The 18,652-nt window shown below is 65.8% G+C and carries 17 protein-coding genes; 6 read left to right on the forward strand and 11 right to left on the reverse strand.

Features of this window, described 5'->3' with window-relative positions:
• On the forward strand, positions 1-681 hold a 681-nt coding region (locus DI606_RS13210), incomplete at its 5' end, for a hypothetical protein (protein WP_293983769.1).
• Here the strand turns inward: DI606_RS13210 and DI606_RS13215 are convergent.
• The 5 genes from DI606_RS13215 to hrpB form a co-directional block, all read right to left on the reverse strand.
• Complete coding sequence (locus DI606_RS13215; protein WP_293983772.1) at positions 638-2,626, reverse strand: ATP-binding protein; 1,989 nt, start codon at positions 2,624-2,626, stop codon at positions 638-640. The two genes, DI606_RS13210 and DI606_RS13215, sit on opposite strands and share 44 nt — an antisense overlap.
• A gap of 103 nt (positions 2,627-2,729) precedes the next feature.
• Positions 2,730-3,992, reverse strand: coding sequence for an aminotransferase class I/II-fold pyridoxal phosphate-dependent enzyme (locus DI606_RS13220; RefSeq protein WP_293983775.1), 1,263 nt, complete (start codon positions 3,990-3,992; stop codon positions 2,730-2,732).
• 37 nt (positions 3,993-4,029) lie between these two features.
• The gene (locus DI606_RS13225; RefSeq protein ID WP_293983778.1) at positions 4,030-4,275 is read right to left on the reverse strand and encodes an acyl carrier protein; all 246 of its coding nucleotides are present in this window, start codon (positions 4,273-4,275) and stop codon (positions 4,030-4,032) included.
• 118 nt (positions 4,276-4,393) lie between these two features.
• The gene (locus DI606_RS13230) at positions 4,394-4,672 is read right to left on the reverse strand and encodes an ETC complex I subunit (protein ID WP_293983781.1); all 279 of its coding nucleotides are present in this window, start codon (positions 4,670-4,672) and stop codon (positions 4,394-4,396) included.
• 56 nt (positions 4,673-4,728) lie between these two features.
• Positions 4,729-7,170, reverse strand: a complete 2,442-nt coding sequence (gene hrpB, locus DI606_RS13235) for an ATP-dependent helicase HrpB (RefSeq protein ID WP_293983784.1) — start codon at positions 7,168-7,170, stop codon at positions 4,729-4,731.
• Between the two features lie 147 nt (positions 7,171-7,317).
• Here hrpB and DI606_RS13240 point away from each other — a divergent pair, with 147 nt between their 5' ends.
• A complete protein-coding gene (locus DI606_RS13240; protein ID WP_367119477.1) occupies positions 7,318-8,928 on the forward strand; it encodes an ATP-binding protein in 1,611 nt (536 codons plus the stop codon).
• An 8-nt stretch (positions 8,929-8,936) separates the two neighbouring features.
• Here the strand turns inward: DI606_RS13240 and DI606_RS13245 are convergent, their stop codons facing one another.
• Positions 8,937-9,716, reverse strand: a complete 780-nt coding sequence (locus tag DI606_RS13245; RefSeq protein ID WP_293983786.1) for a TSUP family transporter — start codon at positions 9,714-9,716, stop codon at positions 8,937-8,939.
• Positions 9,717-9,794: 78 nt separating this feature from the next.
• Positions 9,795-10,823, reverse strand: coding sequence for a polyprenyl synthetase family protein (locus tag DI606_RS13250; protein WP_293983789.1), 1,029 nt, complete (start codon positions 10,821-10,823; stop codon positions 9,795-9,797).
• Between the two features lie 105 nt (positions 10,824-10,928).
• On the opposite strand from DI606_RS13250, the gene DI606_RS13255 reads away from it, so the two are divergent.
• On the forward strand, positions 10,929-11,207 hold the full coding sequence (locus DI606_RS13255) for a chorismate mutase (protein ID WP_293983792.1): 279 nt from the start codon (positions 10,929-10,931) through the stop codon (positions 11,205-11,207).
• 4 nt (positions 11,208-11,211) lie between these two features.
• Here the strand turns inward: DI606_RS13255 and DI606_RS13260 are convergent, their stop codons facing one another.
• The 3 genes from DI606_RS13260 to DI606_RS13270 all read right to left on the reverse strand — a co-directional run bounded on the left by DI606_RS13260 (position 11,212) and on the right by DI606_RS13270 (position 13,648).
• Positions 11,212-12,111: a DMT family transporter gene (locus DI606_RS13260; RefSeq protein WP_293983795.1), complete on the reverse strand. Its 900-nt coding sequence runs from the start codon at positions 12,109-12,111 to the stop codon at positions 11,212-11,214.
• Between the two features lie 65 nt (positions 12,112-12,176).
• Positions 12,177-13,145, reverse strand: a complete 969-nt coding sequence (locus DI606_RS13265) for a diacylglycerol kinase family protein (protein WP_293983798.1) — start codon at positions 13,143-13,145, stop codon at positions 12,177-12,179.
• Between the two features lie 8 nt (positions 13,146-13,153).
• Positions 13,154-13,648: a DUF2141 domain-containing protein gene (locus tag DI606_RS13270; protein WP_293983800.1), complete on the reverse strand. Its 495-nt coding sequence runs from the start codon at positions 13,646-13,648 to the stop codon at positions 13,154-13,156.
• A 132-nt stretch (positions 13,649-13,780) separates the two neighbouring features.
• On the opposite strand from DI606_RS13270, the gene lptF reads away from it, so the two are divergent.
• Both lptF and lptG read left to right on the forward strand, forming a co-directional pair.
• Positions 13,781-15,004, forward strand: a complete 1,224-nt coding sequence (gene lptF / locus DI606_RS13275; protein ID WP_293983802.1) for an LPS export ABC transporter permease LptF — start codon at positions 13,781-13,783, stop codon at positions 15,002-15,004.
• Positions 15,005-15,008: 4 nt separating this feature from the next.
• On the forward strand, positions 15,009-16,109 hold the full coding sequence (lptG, locus tag DI606_RS13280) for an LPS export ABC transporter permease LptG (protein ID WP_293983804.1): 1,101 nt from the start codon (positions 15,009-15,011) through the stop codon (positions 16,107-16,109).
• Positions 16,110-16,269: 160 nt separating this feature from the next.
• On the opposite strand, the gene DI606_RS13285 is transcribed toward lptG, so the two are convergent.
• Entirely contained in the window at positions 16,270-17,334 is a 1,065-nt protein-coding gene (locus DI606_RS13285; protein WP_293983807.1) for a fatty acid desaturase, read from the reverse strand.
• 146 nt (positions 17,335-17,480) lie between these two features.
• On the opposite strand from DI606_RS13285, the gene DI606_RS13290 reads away from it, so the two are divergent.
• On the forward strand, positions 17,481-18,638 hold the full coding sequence (locus tag DI606_RS13290; protein ID WP_293983810.1) for an N-acetyltransferase: 1,158 nt from the start codon (positions 17,481-17,483) through the stop codon (positions 18,636-18,638).
• Positions 18,639-18,652 lie beyond the last annotated feature (14 nt).

Raw genomic sequence — 18,652 nt, forward strand, 5'->3', positions numbered from 1 at the left:
GCCGCCTATGGCAAGGGGTGGCTGGCGCGCGCCAATCGCCTGATCCCGCCCAACGTCTTCCCGTTCGAACATCGGGGTTTGATCGCCAAATATGCAGTCCTGTCGGAAGCCGACTTCGCGCGATTGAACAGCCCGGCGGCGGACAATGTCTCCGTCTGGGCGCGCTTTGCTCAGCCATCGCGGCTGCTGTGGGCTTCCGATGACCTGGCAAGGCATCGCGCGGTCGCCGCCGTTGCGCAGGCCGCGCCGACGCTGCTGTCGCTCGCCCGCCCGCTGGCGAGGGGGGAGGGCGACGTGATGCAGCTTTGGAAGGCAGGTTTCGCGCAGACCTACAATGCGGAACTGCGCGCCGAAAAGGCGGGACGGTCGCTCTCCATCGTGGATGCCGATCCCGCGCGTTACCGCCGCTTTGGGGAGGCCGCGCTGGCCGATGGGCTGCCGCCGTCGCCGGTGGACGCCGCCGCGCGCTGGCAACGGCTTCAGCGCCGGGGCAAATGGCTTTCCGTCGTCCGGCTGGCGAAGGCCAGCTTCACCTATGCGGGCGGGATCGACTATCTCGCGTGGAAGATCAATCGGCACGCCGGGACGCAGATCGCGATCCGCCCATGGCAGCGCCGCTGGCCGTTGCTGGGCGCGCTCACTCTGCTGCCGCGGCTGTTTCGGGGTGGGGCGATCCGCTGAGCGCGGTCGAGAGCGCCTGCCCGAGCGCGGCGAGCGTATAGGGCTTGCGCAAAACCATATGCCCCTCGAAATCCGCGCCCTGGCTCACGTCCCCGGCATAGCCGGTCACGAACAGCACCGGCAGATGGCGGAAATGCGGTGGCAGCGCCTTGACCATTTCCGGGCCGGTCATGTCGGGCATCAACACGTCGCTGATTATAAGGCCGATGTCGGCATTGTTCGACAGCAGCCGCGCCGCCTTGGACGGATGATCGCAGGCAAGGGGAAGGTGCCCCAGTTCGCGCAGCGCCGCCATCGTCTGGTTGAGCACGCGGGCGTCGTCCTCCACCACCAGGATGCGCGTGGGCGGCTGCTCCACCGGGCCCCCGCCCTGCATCGCCGCGTCGGTATCGCATTCCGGTTCGCTGAGGCATCGGGGCAGGTAGATGCGCACGCAACTGCCTTCGCCGACCTGCGATTCGATGCGGATTTCGCCTTCGCACTGGCGCACCAGCCCGAAAATCTGACTAAGGCCTAGGCCGGTGCCCTTGCCGACCGGCTTGGTGGTAAAGAAGGGCTCGAACACCCGCGCCAGCACGTCCGCACTCATGCCGCAGCCATCGTCTGTGACGCTGAGTTCGACATAATCGCCCGCCGCGCAATCGCCGACTTCCCCGGCTTTCAGCTGCACCTGCGCGGTGGATAGCGCCAGATGCCCGCGTCCTTCCATGGCATCGCGGGCATTGACGCACAGGTTGAGGATCGCGTTCTCCATCTGATGCTGGTCGACGAAGATGCGCCATCCGCTGGCCTGGCCGGTCAGCGTGACGATGATCTGGTCGCCGATCGTGCGGTCGATGAGGTCGGCCATGCCCGACAGCAGGGCATCGGGGTCGATCGCGGTGGGCAGCAGCGGCTCCGACCGCGCAAAGGCGAGCAGCCGCCGCGTCAGCGCCGACGCGCGATTGGCTCCGTCGAGCGCATTGTCCAGATGCCGCGCCGCTTCGAGGGGCTTCAGTCGAAGGTTGCGCTTGGCCAGTTCCAGCCCGCCGACGACCACCGCCAGCATATTGTTGAAATCATGCGCGATACCGCCGGTCAGCTGGCCCACGGCGTCCATCTTCTGCATCTGCCGCAGATTGTCCTCCGCCGCCGCGCGCTCCGCCGACTCGCGTTTCAACTGCTCATATGCGTCGGAAAGTTCGGCGGTCCGGGCGCGCACCGCCGCTTCCAGCCGGTCGGCGCGTTCGGTTTCCTGCTCGGCCTGCCGCCGCGCCCTGCGCCGGTCGTCATAAGCGGCATGGGCGAACCATGCGGTGAAGAGCACGCACACCAGCAGCGCCAGACCCAGCAGGCGCGAAGTCTTGCCAACCCATTCGGTCCGGTCGCCCGCCAGAGTGACCGCCAGGCTGCGTTCGCGCAGCCGCGCATTTTCCGCTTCGATGACGATGTTGAGCAAAGCGGTGATGCGTTTAAGATCCTGGCTCTTGCCCGCCTGGTGGAAGCTTGCGAGCGCGGCCATCTTCTGGTCGTAAGTGGTGCGCAGCCCGATCGCGTTCAGCGTGCGGCCCCGCTGTGCGAAGGCATAGCCCAGCGCTTCGACATTGCCTCTTTGCCAGGCGGATTTGCGGGTGGCGAAGGCCAGCGCCTTCAACTGGCTGGCGGCGGCGCGCCACTGATCCTGGAACAGCCGCCCGGTGTCGGGATCGAGGCTGATGACGTAGCGTGCCAGGGTCACTTCGGATCGCGCCACCTGCGCCTCGAACCGGCGGGCGAGCGTGATCGCTTCGAAACTGCGCTGTTGTTCGGCGAGCGCGCGCTGATGGTCGTTCGACGCATTGCTCGCGGTGTAGAGCAGTGCGCCCAGCGATCCTACCAGCAGGACCACGAGGAGAAATGGGAGAAGGCGCCGCACCAACGCGCGAAAGCTTCCCCCATGCTCCATCTGAGTGTCGGCTTCGGCCATTACGGACCAATCCTTACCCTAACCTGTGGCAAGGCGAAACAGTCCATATGATGTTCCGAGCGCTTCACCGCTACGGACTTGACCTATTTTGCGGCCTGACCGGTCAGCCGATGGCGCCGGTCGCCCTGCCTGCGGCTTCGAACATGCCGACGATCTGCCCGACCTGATCGTCGCTATGTTCGGCACATAGCGAACAGCGCAGCAGGAAGGTGCCGGCAGGGGTCGCGGGCGGGCGGGCCATGTTAACGTAAAGGCCCAGTTCCAGCAGCGCCTGCCACATCGCCACCGCTTGTGCCTGATCGTTCAGGATCACCGCGATGATCGCCGACTGCGGCGTCTTGGTTCCCAGCGTGAAGCCAAGGTCGGTAAGCCCTTTGTGCAGCCGCTGGCTGTTCTTCCACAGATGTGCGCGCTTTTCGCCTGCGTGCATCAGCTTGCGGATGCTGGTCGCGGCGGTCGCGACGACGCTGGGCGGCAGCGATGCGGTAAAGACATAGGGGCGGCAGACGAGGCGCATCACTTCGAACTTCGGATGGTTCGACACGCAAAAGCCGCCGACCGTTCCTACCGATTTGGAAAAGGTGCCTACGACGAAGTCCACGTCCTTCTCGACGCCCTGCTCTTCGTAAACGCCCCGGCCGTGCTCGCCGAAAAAGCCCATCCCATGGGCTTCGTCCACCAGGATCATGCAATTGTCATGCTTGCGCACTGCCGCCACCATCTCGGGCAGGGGAGCGACATCGCCCAGCATCGAATAGACGCCTTCCAGCACGACGAGCTTCAGCGCGTCGGCAGGCAGGCGCCCGAGGCGCTTGTCCAGATCCTCGACGCTATTGTGGCGGAAGCGCACGATCTCCGCATCGCCCAGGAAGCAGCCGTCATAGATGGACGCGTGGCTGTCGGCATCGAGCACGACATAGTCGCCCTTGCCCGCCAGCGTCGAAATGATGCCCAAATTCGCCTGATATCCGGTGGAAAACACCATCGCCGAGGCGGTGCCGTAAAATTCGCGAAGCGCGTCCTCGACTTCGCGATGGCCCTGATAGGTGCCGTTGAGCACGCGGCTGCCGGTCGTGCCCGCGCCGAATTCGTCCAGTGCCTTCTTGCCCGCCGCCACCACGTCCGGGTCGAAGGTCATGCCCATATAGTTATAGGTGCCGAGCAGGATCGTGTCCTTGCCCTTGATGACCGCCTGCGTCGGTGAAAGCACCTTGTCCATCACAATGGCGAAGGGGTCGCGCACGCCGGTCGCCAACAGCGCCTCGCGCTCGGCGATCAGGCTGTCGAACTTGGAAAAAAGATCGCGCGCCGCCGGGATTTCGGCGGGGGTGCGCGCGTCATGGGCGGTGGCGGCTGCTTCGGTCATGATGTCGGGTCCGTCCGGGAATACAGGGGCTTGCCGCTCAGGCGGCCTTGAGCTTCGCGACCGCGTCGACCAGCTGGCCCACGGTTTCGATCTCGGCCTGCATGTTCATTGTGATGATGATGTCGAATTCGTCCTCGATCGCCGCGACGAAGTCCATCACGGTCAGGCTGTCCCATTCGAGGTCGCCTGCAAAGCTGGTGCTTTCGGTCAGGTCGATGCTCTTCTTGTTGAAGGGTTCGATCTGCGCGGCGACGCTGTCGAAAATTGCGCTGCGATCCGTCATTATCTCAAGGTCTTTCCGTCAAAGCGCGGCTTTTGCCGCCTCATCCCGCTCTTTGGCAAGGGAATAAGGCGTCAATCGGGCAGCAACGCGCCCGAATATGTGATGGCGGCCGTCCGGCTTACCGGAAATTGTCGGCGTAGGCCTGGATTTTGAGCGTCTTGGGCGGGGTGGGAATCACGGTGTAGGCAAGGCCGTGCTTTTGGGCATAAGCGACCGCTGCATCCTGGGAAGGGAAGGTCAGCTTCACCTGGCTCTGCGTGTCGCCCGACCCGGCCCAGCCGGTCAGCGGGTCGGCCTTTTTCGCCTCGCTTTGCTCGAAATCCAGCACCCATTTGTGGGTCAGCGCCTTGCCCGACTGCATGGCGTTTTTCTGGATCTGATAGATGCGCGCGCTCATCGCGAAGGACTCCGGTAAAATCGTCCTGCTGCGTTGCACCAGCGCGCGCGTTCAAGTCAAGGCTTGCCCCGCGCATCGGCGCGTTTGGTACGCAACGTGGCACTGGCCGATGCAGGATCGTCGGGCCAGGGGTGGCGGGGGTAACGACCCCGCATTTCCTTGGCGACATCGCGCCAGTTGCCCGCCCAGAAGCCCGGCAGGTCGCGCGTCGTCTGGATCGGCCGCCCGGCAGGGGATGTCAGGGACAGCACTAACGGAATGTGCTGGCTCCCGACGGTCGGATGCACCGACAGGCCGAACAGCGCCTGCACCCGCAACTCCACGCGCGGCCCGCCCTCGGCGGCATAGTCGATGGCATGGTGGCTTCCTGCGGGCGACCGGAAGTCGGGCGGGGCGAGGCGGTCGAGCTGGCTCTTGCCCTCCCACCCGATCAGCCCTTCAAGCACGCCCGACAAGGCCGAACGATCCAAGTCGCCCAGCCGCCGCCTGCCCAGGAGCAGCGGCGGCAACCAGTCGTCGAGCGTCGCCATCAGCGCGTCGTCGGATAGCGTTTCCAACCCTGCGAAACCCGCCCGCATCCGGAGCGAAAGCGCCGCGTCCGACCAGGGCAGCAGCGAAAGGCCGCCCGCTCGCACGCCGTCCGTCAGCGCGGCGACGACCGCATCGGGGTCGGGCCGGTCATCCGACCCGCTCGACAACCGCACCGCGCCCAGCCGCCGTTCGCGCAGCGCCTCGACCCCACCGTTGGCGGGGCGAAAGCGCACTGTCCGATGCTCTGCGATCCGATCGCCGAAAAGGGCGATCACGTCCGCCTCGCCGATGGCCGCTGCCGACAGGATGCGCGCGCCCGCCGCGCTGCCCTGCACCTCGCCCACCGCGAGCCACTCTTCGCGCGCGAGCGGGGACAGCGGATCGAGCCGAAATCCGCGCCCGCCCACGCTCGCCCAGTCTGCGCCGTCCGCCGACCGCCGCTTCGCCACCCGGTCGGGAAAGGCGAGCGCGAGGCAAAGAGCGACCTGATGCTCGGCGAAGGCTGCGGCGGGGACGCGGGGGGTGAGCGTCGCCCAACGCTTGGCAAGGCCGCGCGCCGCGTCCGCCCGCTTGCCGCTCTCCCGCCGCCAACGCTGCCGCCGCAGGCCAAGGTCGATGTCCTGCCCGCCCACGCCGCGCTCGCCCAGCAGCACCGCGACCTCTGCCGCCACTTCCGCCAGTCCCATCGCGCCTGCGCGCACCAGCATGTGGGACAGGCGCGGGGACAAGGGCAGCTTCGCCAGCGCCTTGCCATGCGGGGTAATCCGTCCGTCCTCGTCCAGCGCGTCGAGCAGGCGGAGCCGCCGCCGCGCTTCCTCGACCGCGGCGGCGGGCGGTGGATCGAGCCAGCGCAGGCTGGCCGGATCGCCGACGCCCCAGAGCGCGCAGTCGAGCAGCAGGCTGGAAAGGTCGCTTTCCAGGATTTCGGGCGGGTCGAAGGGGGGCATCCCTGCCGTCGCCGCCGCTTCCCACAGCCTGTATGCGACCCCGGGTCGCTGCCGCGCCGCGCGTCCGGCGCGCTGCGTCGCCGCCGCTTGGCTCGCCCGCTCCGTCACCAGCCGGGTGACGCCCGCCGCCCGGTCGTATCTAGGCCTGCGCGCCAGCCCTGAATCCACCACGATCCGCACGCCCTCGATGGTCAGGCTGGTTTCGGCGATCGCGGTTGCCAGGATCACCTTGCGCCGCCCTTCGCGCGACGGGCGAATCGCCGCGCGCTGCGCCGCCGGGTCGAGCGAGCCGTGCAGCCGGTGCACCTCCGCCGCGCCCTCGATCCGTTCTGCCGTCCGCTCGATCTCCGCCACGCCGGGCAGGAAGGCGAGCACGTCGCCTTCCGCCTCTTCGCTGAGCGCGCGCCGGATCGCGGCTGCCATCTCGTCCTCGATCCGTTTTTCCGTCGCGCGCCCGATGGAACGCAGTTCCAGCGGCTGGATGCGTCCCTCGCTTTCGATCACCGGCGCGCCGCCCAGCAGCGAGGCGAAGCGCGCGCCGTCGAGCGTCGCCGACATCGGCACGATCCGCAGGTCCGGCCTCAACGCCTCCTGCGCGTCGAGCGCCAGAGCGAGGCCGAAGTCGCTGTCGAGGCTGCGTTCATGCACCTCGTCGAAAAGCACGGCGGACACGCCGGTCAATTCCGGGTCGTCCTGGATCCGCCGCACGAAAATACCTTCGGTCAGGACGAGGAGGCGCGTGCGGGCGCTCACCCTGCTGTCCATCCGCGTGGCATAGCCCACGGTTCCGCCGGGCTGTTCGCCTATCAGTTCGGCGATCCGCTCCGCTGCCGCTCGCGCGGCCAGCCGCCGTGGCGACAAAAGCAGTACCTGCCCCGTGCACCATGGTTCGTCCAGCAACGCAGGCGCCACCGCCGTCGTCTTCCCCGCGCCCGGCGGAGCGACCAGCACCGCATTGCTCCCCTCGCGCAGGGCGGCAAGCAAGTCGGGCAGCACCGCATGGATCGGCAGGTCGGTCATGGCCGCCCTCTTGCGCCAAATGCCCTTTCGGGCAAGGGGGGCGACGCGCTGCGGATGGAAACAGTTGGCATCTCGAACGTTGCGCGCCCATAATAACCTGCATCAAGCGTGCGGGCAGCCGGCAACGCAGCAAGGGGCACGACGAGAATGGCGATCCTGCCGGGGGATGCGGAACGATACCGCACCCTGTTCGAAACCATGGACGACGGCTTTTGCATCATCGAATTCTTCGATGGCCCGCACGGACCGCTCAGCGACTATATCCATGTCGAAGCCAACGCCGCCTATGAACGCCATGCCGGCATCTCCGATGTCGTGGGGCGCAAGTTGCGCGAAATGGTGCCGGACGAAGCCGATGGCTGGGTCGAACTTTATGGGTCGGTGCTGCACACCGGAAAGCCGATCCGTTTCGAGCGGGAACTCGTCGCGACCGGGCATCATCTCGAAGTGCATAGTTTTCGCGTCGGCCCGTTCGAAAACCGGCAAGTCGCGGTCTTGTTCAAGGACATCACCGACCGGGTGGGCGCACAGCGCGCGCAGCAGGAACTGCACCAGACGCTCGAAGCGCGCGTCGCCGCTGCGCTCGCCGAACGCGAGGAGGTCGAAAGCGCGCTGCGACAGGCGCAGAAGATGGAGGCGGTGGGGCAGTTGACCGGCGGCCTCGCCCACGATTTCAACAATCTCCTCGCCGGTATTTCCGGCGCGTTCGAAATGATCGGCGTCCGCCTGGCGCAGGGGCGGGTGGAGGATGTCGAACGCTATCTGTCGGCGGGGCAGGGGGCGACCCGTCGGGCCGCAGCGCTCACCCACCGCCTGCTTGCGTTTTCCCGCCGCCAGACGCTCTCGCCCAAGCCCATCGTCATCAACCGGTTGCTGGGCGAGCTGTCCGAACTGGTGTGCCGCACCGTGGGACCGCAGATCGAAGTGCAGACCATCGCCGCCAGCGGCCTGTGGCCCGCGCTGGTGGACGCCAACCAGCTTGAAAACGCGCTGCTGAACCTGTGCATCAATGCACGCGATGCGATGCCGGGCGGTGGCAAGATCACCATCGAAACCGCCAATCGCTGGCTCGACGATCGGACTGCGCGCGAACATGGGCTGACGGCGGGACAATATGTCACGGTCTGCACCAGCGACACCGGCACCGGCATCGACAAGGCGACGCTGGAAAGAGTGTTCGACCCCTTCTTCACCACCAAGCCCATCGGGCAGGGTACGGGCCTAGGCCTCTCGATGGTCTATGGTTTTGCGAGGCAGAGCAACGGCCATGTCCGCATCTATTCCGAAGTTGGGCACGGCACGATGGTATGCATCTATCTTCCGCGCCATCGCGGCGATGAGGAGGAGGATGTGCCCGTCTATGTCGAAAGCGCGCTTGCGGCGGAATCGGACCAGACCGTGCTCGTCATCGACGACGAACCGTCGGTGCGGATGCTGGTCTGCGACGCGCTAAGCGACCTTGGCTTTCATTGTCTTGAGGCGGGCGACGGCCCCGCCGGTCTTCGCATCCTCGAATCGCGGACGCGGATCGACCTGCTCGTGACCGATGTCGGCTTGCCCGGCGGGCTCAACGGGCGGCAGGTCGCGGATGCCGCGCGCGAACTGCGTCCGGACCTGCGTGTGCTCTTCATCACCGGCTATGCCGAAAATGCCGTCCTCAACCACGGCCATATCGAACCGGGCATGGAGGTGCTGACCAAGCCCTTTGCCGTCGACGAACTGCGCCGCCGCGTCGCCATCCTGTCGCGGCCCGAATAGAAGGGGGCTCAGCCGAACAGGTAGAGGTGAATGGGGTTTTTGGAATCGATCAGCATCTTGGCGGTCAGTGCCAGCGACATGAGGATCAGCAGCGGCTTGATGAGCCGCGATCCGAACCGCATCGCAAGGTGCGACCCGATCTGCCCGCCCGCAATGCTCCCCACCGCCATGGCAAGGCCCGCGACCCAGATGACGTGACCGCCCGCCAGCATCGTCAGCAGCCCGGCGACGTTGCTGGCGAAATTGGCCGCCTTGGTCTGGGCGGTCGCCCGCAGCAGCGACAGTCCGCCGAGGGCCAGGAAGATGGTGGTATAGAAAGCGCCCGCGCCCGGGCCGAAGAAACCGTCGTAGAACCCGATGACCCCGACCAGCCCCGAAAGTGCGCCGATCCCGACCCGTGCATGGCGATCCGCTTCGCCCAACTTGGGCGACAAGGTGAAATAGCCCGCGATCAGGATCAGCAGCGCGGGCATCAGTCCCGCCAGGATCGACGGGTCGACTCGCTGCAAAAGCCACGCCCCGCCCACCGATCCTGCGAAGGCGGCGATCACCGGCCATTTGTAGGTGGCAAGGTCCATATGCCCCTTGCGCGCATAGGCGACGCATGCGCCGAACGTACCGAAGCAGCTTTGCAGCTTGTTGGTCGCCACCGCCTGCACCGGCGGAATGCCTGCCGCCATCAGCGCGGGCAGGGTGATGAGCCCGCCGCCGCCCGCCATCGCGTCGATGCACCCCGCCATTAGCGCGGCGGTCATCAGGAAGGCAATCGTTTCGGGCGACAGGATCATCGGCGTTGCGGCTCGCTCGTCAGACCCTGGCGGGCGCGGAATGGACGAAAGGCTGAACGGGCGGTGCGGCCCGTTTCCTCAATAGGCGCGCGCGATGGCGAATTCGACCGCTTCGGTAAGGGCCGCTTTCGCCCGGCCCGCATCGAACATGCCGAGCGCATCGATGGCACGCTGCCCGTAATGCCGCGCCCGTGCGAGCGTATCGGCAATAGCCCCGGTACGGCGCAGCAGGCCCGTGGCATGGGCCAGGTCTTCCTCGCCGATCCGGTGTCCCGCAATGGCGGACTTCCAGAAGGCGCGATCCTCGTCGTTGCCGCGCGCGTAAGCCAGGATCACCGGCAACGTCACCTTGCCGTCGCGGAAATCGTCGCCCGCATCCTTGCCCATCGTCGCGCCGTCCGATTCGTAATCGATGGCGTCGTCGATCAACTGGAACGCGATGCCGAGGTTGCGGCCATAGACGTCGAGCGCCTGTTCCTCCGCCTCGCTGCGTCCGGCGACGACGGCGGAAATGCGGCAGGCGGCAGCGAAGAGCGCGGCGGTCTTCGCCCCGATGATGTCGAGATACTGCTCCTCGCTCGTGTCGATCTTGCGCTGGGCGGTCAGTTGGTTGACCTCGCCTTCCGCGATGATCGCCGAAGCGCCGGACAGGATTTTGAGCACCTTGAGCGACTCTGCCTCGACCATCAGCTCGAAGGAGCGGGAGAAGAGGAAGTCGCCCACCAGCACGCTGGCGCTGTTGCCCCAGATGATGTTGGCGGTTTTGCGACCCCGGCGCAGGCCCGACCCGTCGACCACATCGTCGTGCAGCAGGGTTGCAGTGTGAATGAATTCGACCGCAGCGGCGAGCTTGTAGTGGCGGCTCCCCGCATAGCCCACAAGGTCGGCGCAGGCGAGTGTCAGCATGGGGCGCAACCGCTTGCCGCCGCCTGCGATCAGGTGTCCGGCCAGTTCGGGGATCAGCGGTATGCGCGACTGCATCCGATCCAGAATCACCGCGTTCACCTGGTTCATGCCATCTGCGACGAGGCTCATGATCGGGGTGAGCGATGGTTCCGCTTTCGCGCGGCCGATGGGGTGGACGTTGCCGGGGGCGGGTGCGGTCATGACCCGGCCCATGTGGCGGCGCATCCTGCGAAAGGCAAGCCTAATAGCTTGCGCCCGGCGTCGGAAGCGGCAAAAAGCGCGCTATCTGGAACCGGAGGCTCCTTCATGGACGATACACTCAAGCGCTATCGCGAAAGCATCGACAATATCGACGCGGCGCTGGTGTTCATGCTCGCCGAACGGTTCAAGATTACCCAGGCCGTGGGCGAACATAAGGCGACGCACGACCTGCCGCCCGCCGATCCGGGCCGCGAGGAACGGCAGGTCGCCCGCTTGCGGCAGCTGGCCGCCGACGCGAAGCTCGACCCCGATTTTACCGAAAAATTCCTGCGCTTCATCATCGACGAGGTGATCCGTCACCACGAACGCCTGCGCGAAGGCTGACGCGTCAGGCCCCTTCCGCCGCTTCGAGCGGCTGGGGCTTGCGCCCTCCCGACCGGCCCAGCAGCACGCCGCCCAGCGCCAAAGCGAAGCCGACGATCTGCACAGGCCCCAGCCGCTCGCCGAACAGCGCCCACGCCTCGACCGCGGCCAGCGGCGGCACGAGCAGAAGCAGCATCGACATGCGCGTCGGCCCCTGGTGCCGCACCATCCATACGAGCAGGCTGAGCGCGCCGATGGACAGGCCGAACACCGACCAGCCAAGGCTCAGCCACAGAACCGGATCATTGTCCCACCGCCATTCGCCCGCGATCAGCGTCGCGGCGATGGCGACAATCGCGCCGCCCAGATTTTGCGCCGCGCCAGACATCAGGATGGGATCGCCCGCTATCGCGCCGCGCTGGATCAACGTGCCGCCGGTCATGGCGACGATCGCGCACAGCCCCGCGACGGCGGGAACGATGGGCACGCCGCTCGCCCCGCTTCGCTCGATGGCGGGCAACAGCACGCAGGTGACCCCGGCGATCGCGATAGCCAGGCCCGCCCACGCCCGCCCCGGCAGGCGTTCGTTCAGCAGGGCGACGCTCGCCACCGCGACCATCAGCGGTTGGGTCGCGCCCAGCAGGGACATGATCCCCGCCGGCATCCCGGCGCTGACGGCCCACCATCCGATGGTGAGGTACAGCCCGTGCAACATCGCGCCTGCGGCCAGATGCTGGCCCAGTCGCCGCCCGCGCGGCCAGCGCTGCCCCGCCACCGCCGCCGCGCCCGCCAGCAGGGCTGTCGTCAGGACGAGGCGCAGCGCCAGGACCATTTCCGGCGCGGCATGGGGCGCGACCGCGCGCGCAACGATGAACCCGGTCGACCAGATGAGGACGAAAAGGACAGAAGCGATCAGGCCGAACATGCCCGGCTAGTGGCGCAAGTGCAGGCCGATGTCGAGCGGGGCGATGGCGGCGGGGGAGGGGCGATTCAGGCCGCGAGGCGCAGGAACGGCACCGGCTGCGTGGAGCGCAGGACGATGGGCTTGCCCTCCGACGCTTCGAACAGTTCGCCGTCCAGGATGACGCTGCTCCTGTCCCCCTCGATACGGATCATGTCGCCCTGTTCCAGATGGATGCCCTCCATCCGCGCTTTGCCGATGCGGCGAAACAGGCTGCCCCAGACGAGGCGCATCAGGGCGGCGACGCTCTGGTCCACCGCCATCAGCTTCATCGTCCCGCGCCCGCCGCCGCCCGTCTGCACGCCCAGCAGCAGCTTTTCCAGCGTGGTGACGATGAGGACGGAAAAGCGCCCGGCCAGTTGCCCGTCGCGGATGAGGCTGATGCGCACCGGCTTGCTCGACGGCGGCAGGAAGCGCGCGCGGACGCCGAACAGCAGGGAAAAGACCACCGCCAGCGCGGTGATGAAGTGGCTAAGGCCGTTCGACAGGCCCAGCGGATAAATCTGGTTGCGGCAATAGAGCATCGTGTCGGCAAGGCCCGCTCCCCCTAAGAACATGCCCAGCACCGGCCGCGTCTCGGCCTCGCCGTCCGACAGCGCGATCAGTTCGCGCGCGACGACATGGTCCTCGACACCCGACTTGGCGATGTCGAGAATACGCTCCAGCGCCTTGATCGGATCGCCATGGATGCCGAGGTCGAGGGCAATGAGGTTGGTCTTGCCGTTGGGCAGCACAGCGATCGGCGGTGCCCGGCCCTTAAAATGCTCGCCCTGATACAGCTCGGTCAGCGAGGCCTGCACCGTGCCGTCGCCGCCGTTGATGACGATGACGGCGGGGTTCACGCGCGCGATGGTCTGGAATGCGCGCCCGATCTGGTCGACATGCTCCACTTCGTAATGGAAGATGTCGGGATTGTTCGCGCAATAGCTGCGCACGCGCGGCAGCGTCTGCCGGTTGCCCGTGGACTTGGGATTGGACAGGAGCGCGACGCAGACCATCTATACGCTCACATATATTGCAGGGTTATGGTGATCTTCGTCACGCCAGCCCCCGCTTCGAATGCCGCCTTCTCAACGCCCGGCTTGCCGAGGTTGAAGATGGAGAGCCTGGGATTGTTCGAAAATCCGCCGCCGTCGCGGGATATGTCGGTCTTGCCGTTGCCGTCGCGGTCGTGACGCACGGCGATGGCATAGCGGCCCTGATGCGGCACCGGCACGCAAAAGCGCATCGCGCCGTCGCGCGGCCTGACGTCGGTTTCGATTCGCGTCAGCCATTCGCCCTTCGTCAGCCATGCGGCCTTGGTGGCGGGATAGGATTGCACGCGCACCTTGCCGGTGGGAGCGGCAAAGCCGCGCACGTCGACCAGCACCGCCGGCCCCTTTGCATTGGGGCCGCAGCGTTCGAGATCGTTGGGGATTTCCTGCCCATGGGCCATCGCCGGAACGGACGAAAACGCCGCAACCGCCGACATCAGACCCAGTGCAACTTTCAACATGACCATCAGACTCCTGGAAGCTATAGCCGACCGGATATGACCGGACGGCGAACCCCTGTTCGGCCCCGCAGACTTAACTCATTGGCATATGGGATCGGTTTGCGGCCAAATCATGGTGATGGGACGACGACTTAGAGAATGCTGACCGCCACCGACCGCTACCTCGCCCGGCTGATCGCGCTGCCCATGCTGGGCTCCCTCGTGATCGCAGCGATGCTGTTCCTGCTCGACAAGATGCTGAGCCTGTTCGACTTCGTCGCCGCGCAGGGCGGACCGGTCAGCGTGGTGTGGCGAATGCTTGCCAGCATGCTGCCCGAATATATGTCGCTGGCGATTCCCATCGGCCTGATGCTCGGCATCCTGCTCGCCTTCCGTAAGCTCGCGACCACATCGGAACTCGATGTGATGCGCGCGGTGGGCCTTTCCTACGGTCGCCTGCTGCGCGTTCCCTATATGTATGCCATCGCGCTCGCGCTCATCAATTTCGGCATCGTCGGCTTCGTCCAGCCGCTCTCGCGCCACGCCTATGAGGCGCTCCGTTTCGAACTGCGGTCGGGCGCTCTGGGCGCGTCGATCAAGGTCGGGGAATTCACGACGCTGGGCAAGCGGATGACATTGCGCATCGAACGCAGCAAGGAAGAGGGGCGCAATCTTCAGGGCATCTTCGTACGCGCGGTCAGCCGCAACGGTCAGTCGGTCGCGGTGACGGCGGAGCAGGGCACCTTCCTCGCCACCGACGACCCCGACGTCATCATCTTTCGCCTGCGCAACGGCGTGCTGGTCAACGACGGCCCCAAATACAAGACGCCGCGAATCCTCTCCTTCTCCAGCCACGACCTGCCCATCGACCTGCCGCAGATCGAGCGTTTCCGGGGCCGCGACAACGACCGGGAAAAGACGATTCCGGAACTGATGGTGATCGGCAAGAGCCAGGAAACGCCGCCCAAGCTCAAGGACGAGGTGCGCGCCAACTTCCACTTCCGCATGGTGGAGGTCGTGTTCATGCTGCTGTTGCCGCTCGCCGCGCTCGCCTTCGCGATCCCGCCGAAGCGATCGACCTCCGCGCTCGGCGTTTTCCTGTCGATCATCTTCATCGTCACTTATCACAAGATCAACCAATATGGCGAAAGCGTGGGCGCGCTGGGCCGGATCGATCCGATCGTCGCGCTATGGGGGCCGTTCCTGCTCGCCTCCGCGCTGGTGTTGTGGATGTATCATGTGCTTGCCCACCGACCCGGCGGGCAACCGACCGCCGCGCTCGAATATGCGTTCGGCAAACTCGGCAAGCAGGTGGTGCGCCTGATGCGCCTGGGTCGCCGCCGCAGCGGCGCCGAACCGCCAGCCGCGGAAGGAGCGGCCTGACCTCATGAACCTCGATTTCTTCCCCTCGCGCCAGATCGCCTTTTACATGGTGAAGCTGTTCTTCACCCGCAGCTTCGCCGTGCTGGCGATGCTGGTGGCGATCCTCCTGACGCTCGATCTGCTGGGCGAATCGGGCGATGTGCTCGCCTATGCCGGCAATGGCGACGCGGAATTGTGGCATTATGCGGCGCTGCGCGCGCCGCAGATCGCCGCCACATTCCTGCCTTTCTCGGTGCTGCTCGGCACGCTCATCATGCTGGCGACGCTGAACCAGAACAGCGAGATCGTCTCGATGAAGGCGGCGGGCCTGTCCGCGCACCAGATCCTCGCCCCGCTGATCGTCGCGGCGTTCGGCATGTCGATCCTCAGCTTCGTATTCAACGAACGCGTCGTCGTGCGCGCCACAGCGTCGCTCAGCGCGTGGCAGGCGGTGGAATACGGGCCCATTCCGCGCGACAGCGGGGTGAAGTCGAACCCCTGGGTGCTCGACGGCAACAACCTCGTCAACGTGGCGATCGTCGCGGGGCGCGGGACCGAAGTGCAACTGCGCAAGATCGAAATCTACAATCGCGTCAACAATAGCCTGACCACCATCATCCAGGCGCCGCGCGGCCATTACGATGCGGCAAGCCGCAGTTGGGTGCTGGAAAACGCTCGCCAGTTCGACGTGGCGCGCGGCACGATGCGCGACGTGGGCACGGTGCGATTCGGGCGCGACATCCGCCCCGACCAGTTCACCCTGGCCAAGGTGGATCCCAACGCACTGACCTTCGACGAACTGCACGCGGCGATTTCCGACCTGCACGATGCGGGCCGCCCGACCGCCGAGTTGGAAGGCAATCTCTGGCACAAGATTTCCGGCCCGCTGTCCGCGCTGCTGATGCCGATCCTGGGGTCGGTCGCCGCCTTCGGTCTTGCCCGTTCCGGGCAGCTTTTCCTGCGCGCCGTCACCGGCATGGCGCTGGGCTTTGCCTATTTCGTCGCGGACAATTTCTCGCTCGCGATGGGCAGCCTGGGTGCCTATCCCCCGATCCTTGCCGCCTGGGCGCCGTTCTTCCTGTTCCTGCTGGTGGGCGAAACCGTGCTGTTCCGCACGGAGGAATGACCCGAAAATAGGAAGACCCCGGCGACCAAGGGGTGTCGCGCGGGGCCTTCCACAGGGGGCGTTCCGATCCCTAGAGGGGGGAGAATGGATCGGAACTCCGCCTAAATAGGCAGCGGCAATCCCGTTTCAAGGCGAAACCGAAAAAACTGAACGTGCTGGATCAACGGTTCATCGTGCTGCGCGCGATCTTGCCGACCAGCGGCATCATTCCGGCATAATTGCCCTTGCGGTAGGGCGAACCCGGCTCCAGCGTTTCCATCAGCCGCGCATGGGCCTTGCCCAGCGCGTGGTAGGGTACGCTCGGCAGCAGGTGATGCAGCGCATGGTAACGAAGCCCCACCGGCGCCCACAGCGCGGGCAGAGTGGCGGGCGGCGGCACGTTCACCGAATCGAGATATTGCGCCGTGACTGTCATCGCCTCGCCCTCATTTTCCCACAGATGGGCAACGAGCGTGCGCAACTGATTGACGACCGTCATCGCCGCATGAATAGCCATATAGACGAGCAGCGGCTTCCATCCGAAGGCAAATACGCTCCCGATCAGACCCAGCGCGACCAGCGATGCGCCGGCCTCCTGCCATGCCCACATGCGCGCGAAGTCGCCCTCCGGCGCGCGGCGGCGGTAGGCCGGATTGATCGACAGCGCCGAAAATTCCGCCACGACCTTCCGCCGCAGAGGCGGGATCAGCAGGCTGAGTGGCGCCAGCACGCCAAAGCGCAGGATCAGGCCCACCGGTGCGAGCGCCGCGACCAGGATGAACAGCGGCAACGACCACGGCTTCATCAGCGCGAGCGGCAGATATTCCGGATCCTCGCTGGTCCCGTAGCGCGTACGGGCGTGGTGCTGCGTATGCACGCCCTCGTACATGAAGGACGGGATCATCAGCGGCAGCCCGACGATCAGGTTCCACCCCGCGCGAAAGCCCGGCAGCGCGCCCTTGCGATAATGCGTCAGCTCATGGATGAAGCTCGCCGCGCGATAGAGCGCCAGCATCGACACGATGGCGCACCCGATCGCGATCGCCACATTGTCGATCAAGATCGCCCCTGCCATCGCGCCCCATCCGACCAGCGCGGACGCCAGCATGTCGCTCCAGAAAATACGCGGGTCGGCCACGGAAAATTCGCGCGCCAGATCGGCTGCGGCACGCAGCATCGCGCTGTCGTCGGGGATCGCCGCGCGCGCCCGTTGCGCGGCGGCGAGGATGGGATCATGCTTCGTCATGCGCGCCGATCTAGCCTCCAAATGCGCTGATATCATGGCAGCACCATGACATGTTCACCATGGTGCCCGCCTGCCGCCTGCCCGCATTGACATTGCGCAAACAAGAGTGAACTGCACCACAGTTTCGATTTTCAAAGGCGGCAACCGTGGCGCAGACTGATCTGGTGATTACTCCCGTTTCCGGCAAGGCCGACATGAAGGCCTTCATCGATCTGCCGTGGCGGCTCTATGCCAACGATCCCTGCTGGGTCCCGCCGCTCAAGGCCGAAGTGCGGGAATTGCTGACGCCGGGGAAGAATCCCTTTTTCGGCCATGCGACGGCACAATATTTCCTCGCCAGGCGCGGCGGGCAGGCGGTCGGGCGCATTTCCGCTCACATCGACCATCTCGCCACCCAGCAACCGGTCGAGCAGGGGATGGGGCCGGGCACCGGTAATTTCGGCATGTTCGAGGCGGAAGACGACGTCACGGCAAAAGCGCTGATCGCCGCGGCTGAGGACTGGTTGCGCGCCCAGGGTATGACCCGCGCGCTCGGCCCGCTGTCGCTGTCCGTCTGGGAAGAGCCGGGGCTGCTGGTCGCGGGCCACGATCATCCGCCCACGGTCATGATGGGCCATAACAGCCCCCGCTATCAAGGCATGATCGAAGGCGCAGGCTACGCGCCTGTCAAGCAACTCAAGACCTACGAACTCGACATTACGAAGACGTTCCCGCCGCTGATCGAACGGATCGTCCAGTCGGGCGAGAAAAATCCTCGCATCCGCGTGCGGCAGGTCGACAAATCGCAGTTCGAAAAGGACGCTGCCATCATTCTCGGCATCCTCAACGACGCATGGGGCAACAATTGGGGCTTCGTGCCCATCACCGACGATGAAGTCGCGCACACGGGCAAGAAGCTCAAGCCCATAGTGTTCGAGGATCTCATCATGATCGCGGAACTGGACGGCGAACCAGTCGCCTTCATGATGACGCTCCCCGACCTTAACGAAGCGCTCAAGCCGCTGAACGGCGCGCTCTTTCCCTTCGGCTGGATCAGGCTGCTGTCCTGGTTGCGCAAGCCGCAATGCCGCACCATGCGGGTGCCGCTGATGGGTGTGGTGCAACGGTTGCAGGCGTCGCGCATGGCAAGCCAGCTTGCCTTCATGATGATCGAATATATCCGCCGCAACGCCGTTGCCCATTACGGATCGACACGGGGCGAAATCGGCTGGGTGCTCGACGACAATCAGGGCATGAACGCCATCGCCGACGCCATCGACAGCAAAGTGAACAAGATTTACCAGATCTACGAAAAGGCGCTCTGATCTAACCTGTCCAA

This window comes from Sphingobium sp. (genome assembly GCF_003248505.1).
GTDB lineage: Bacteria > Pseudomonadota > Alphaproteobacteria > Sphingomonadales > Sphingomonadaceae > Sphingobium.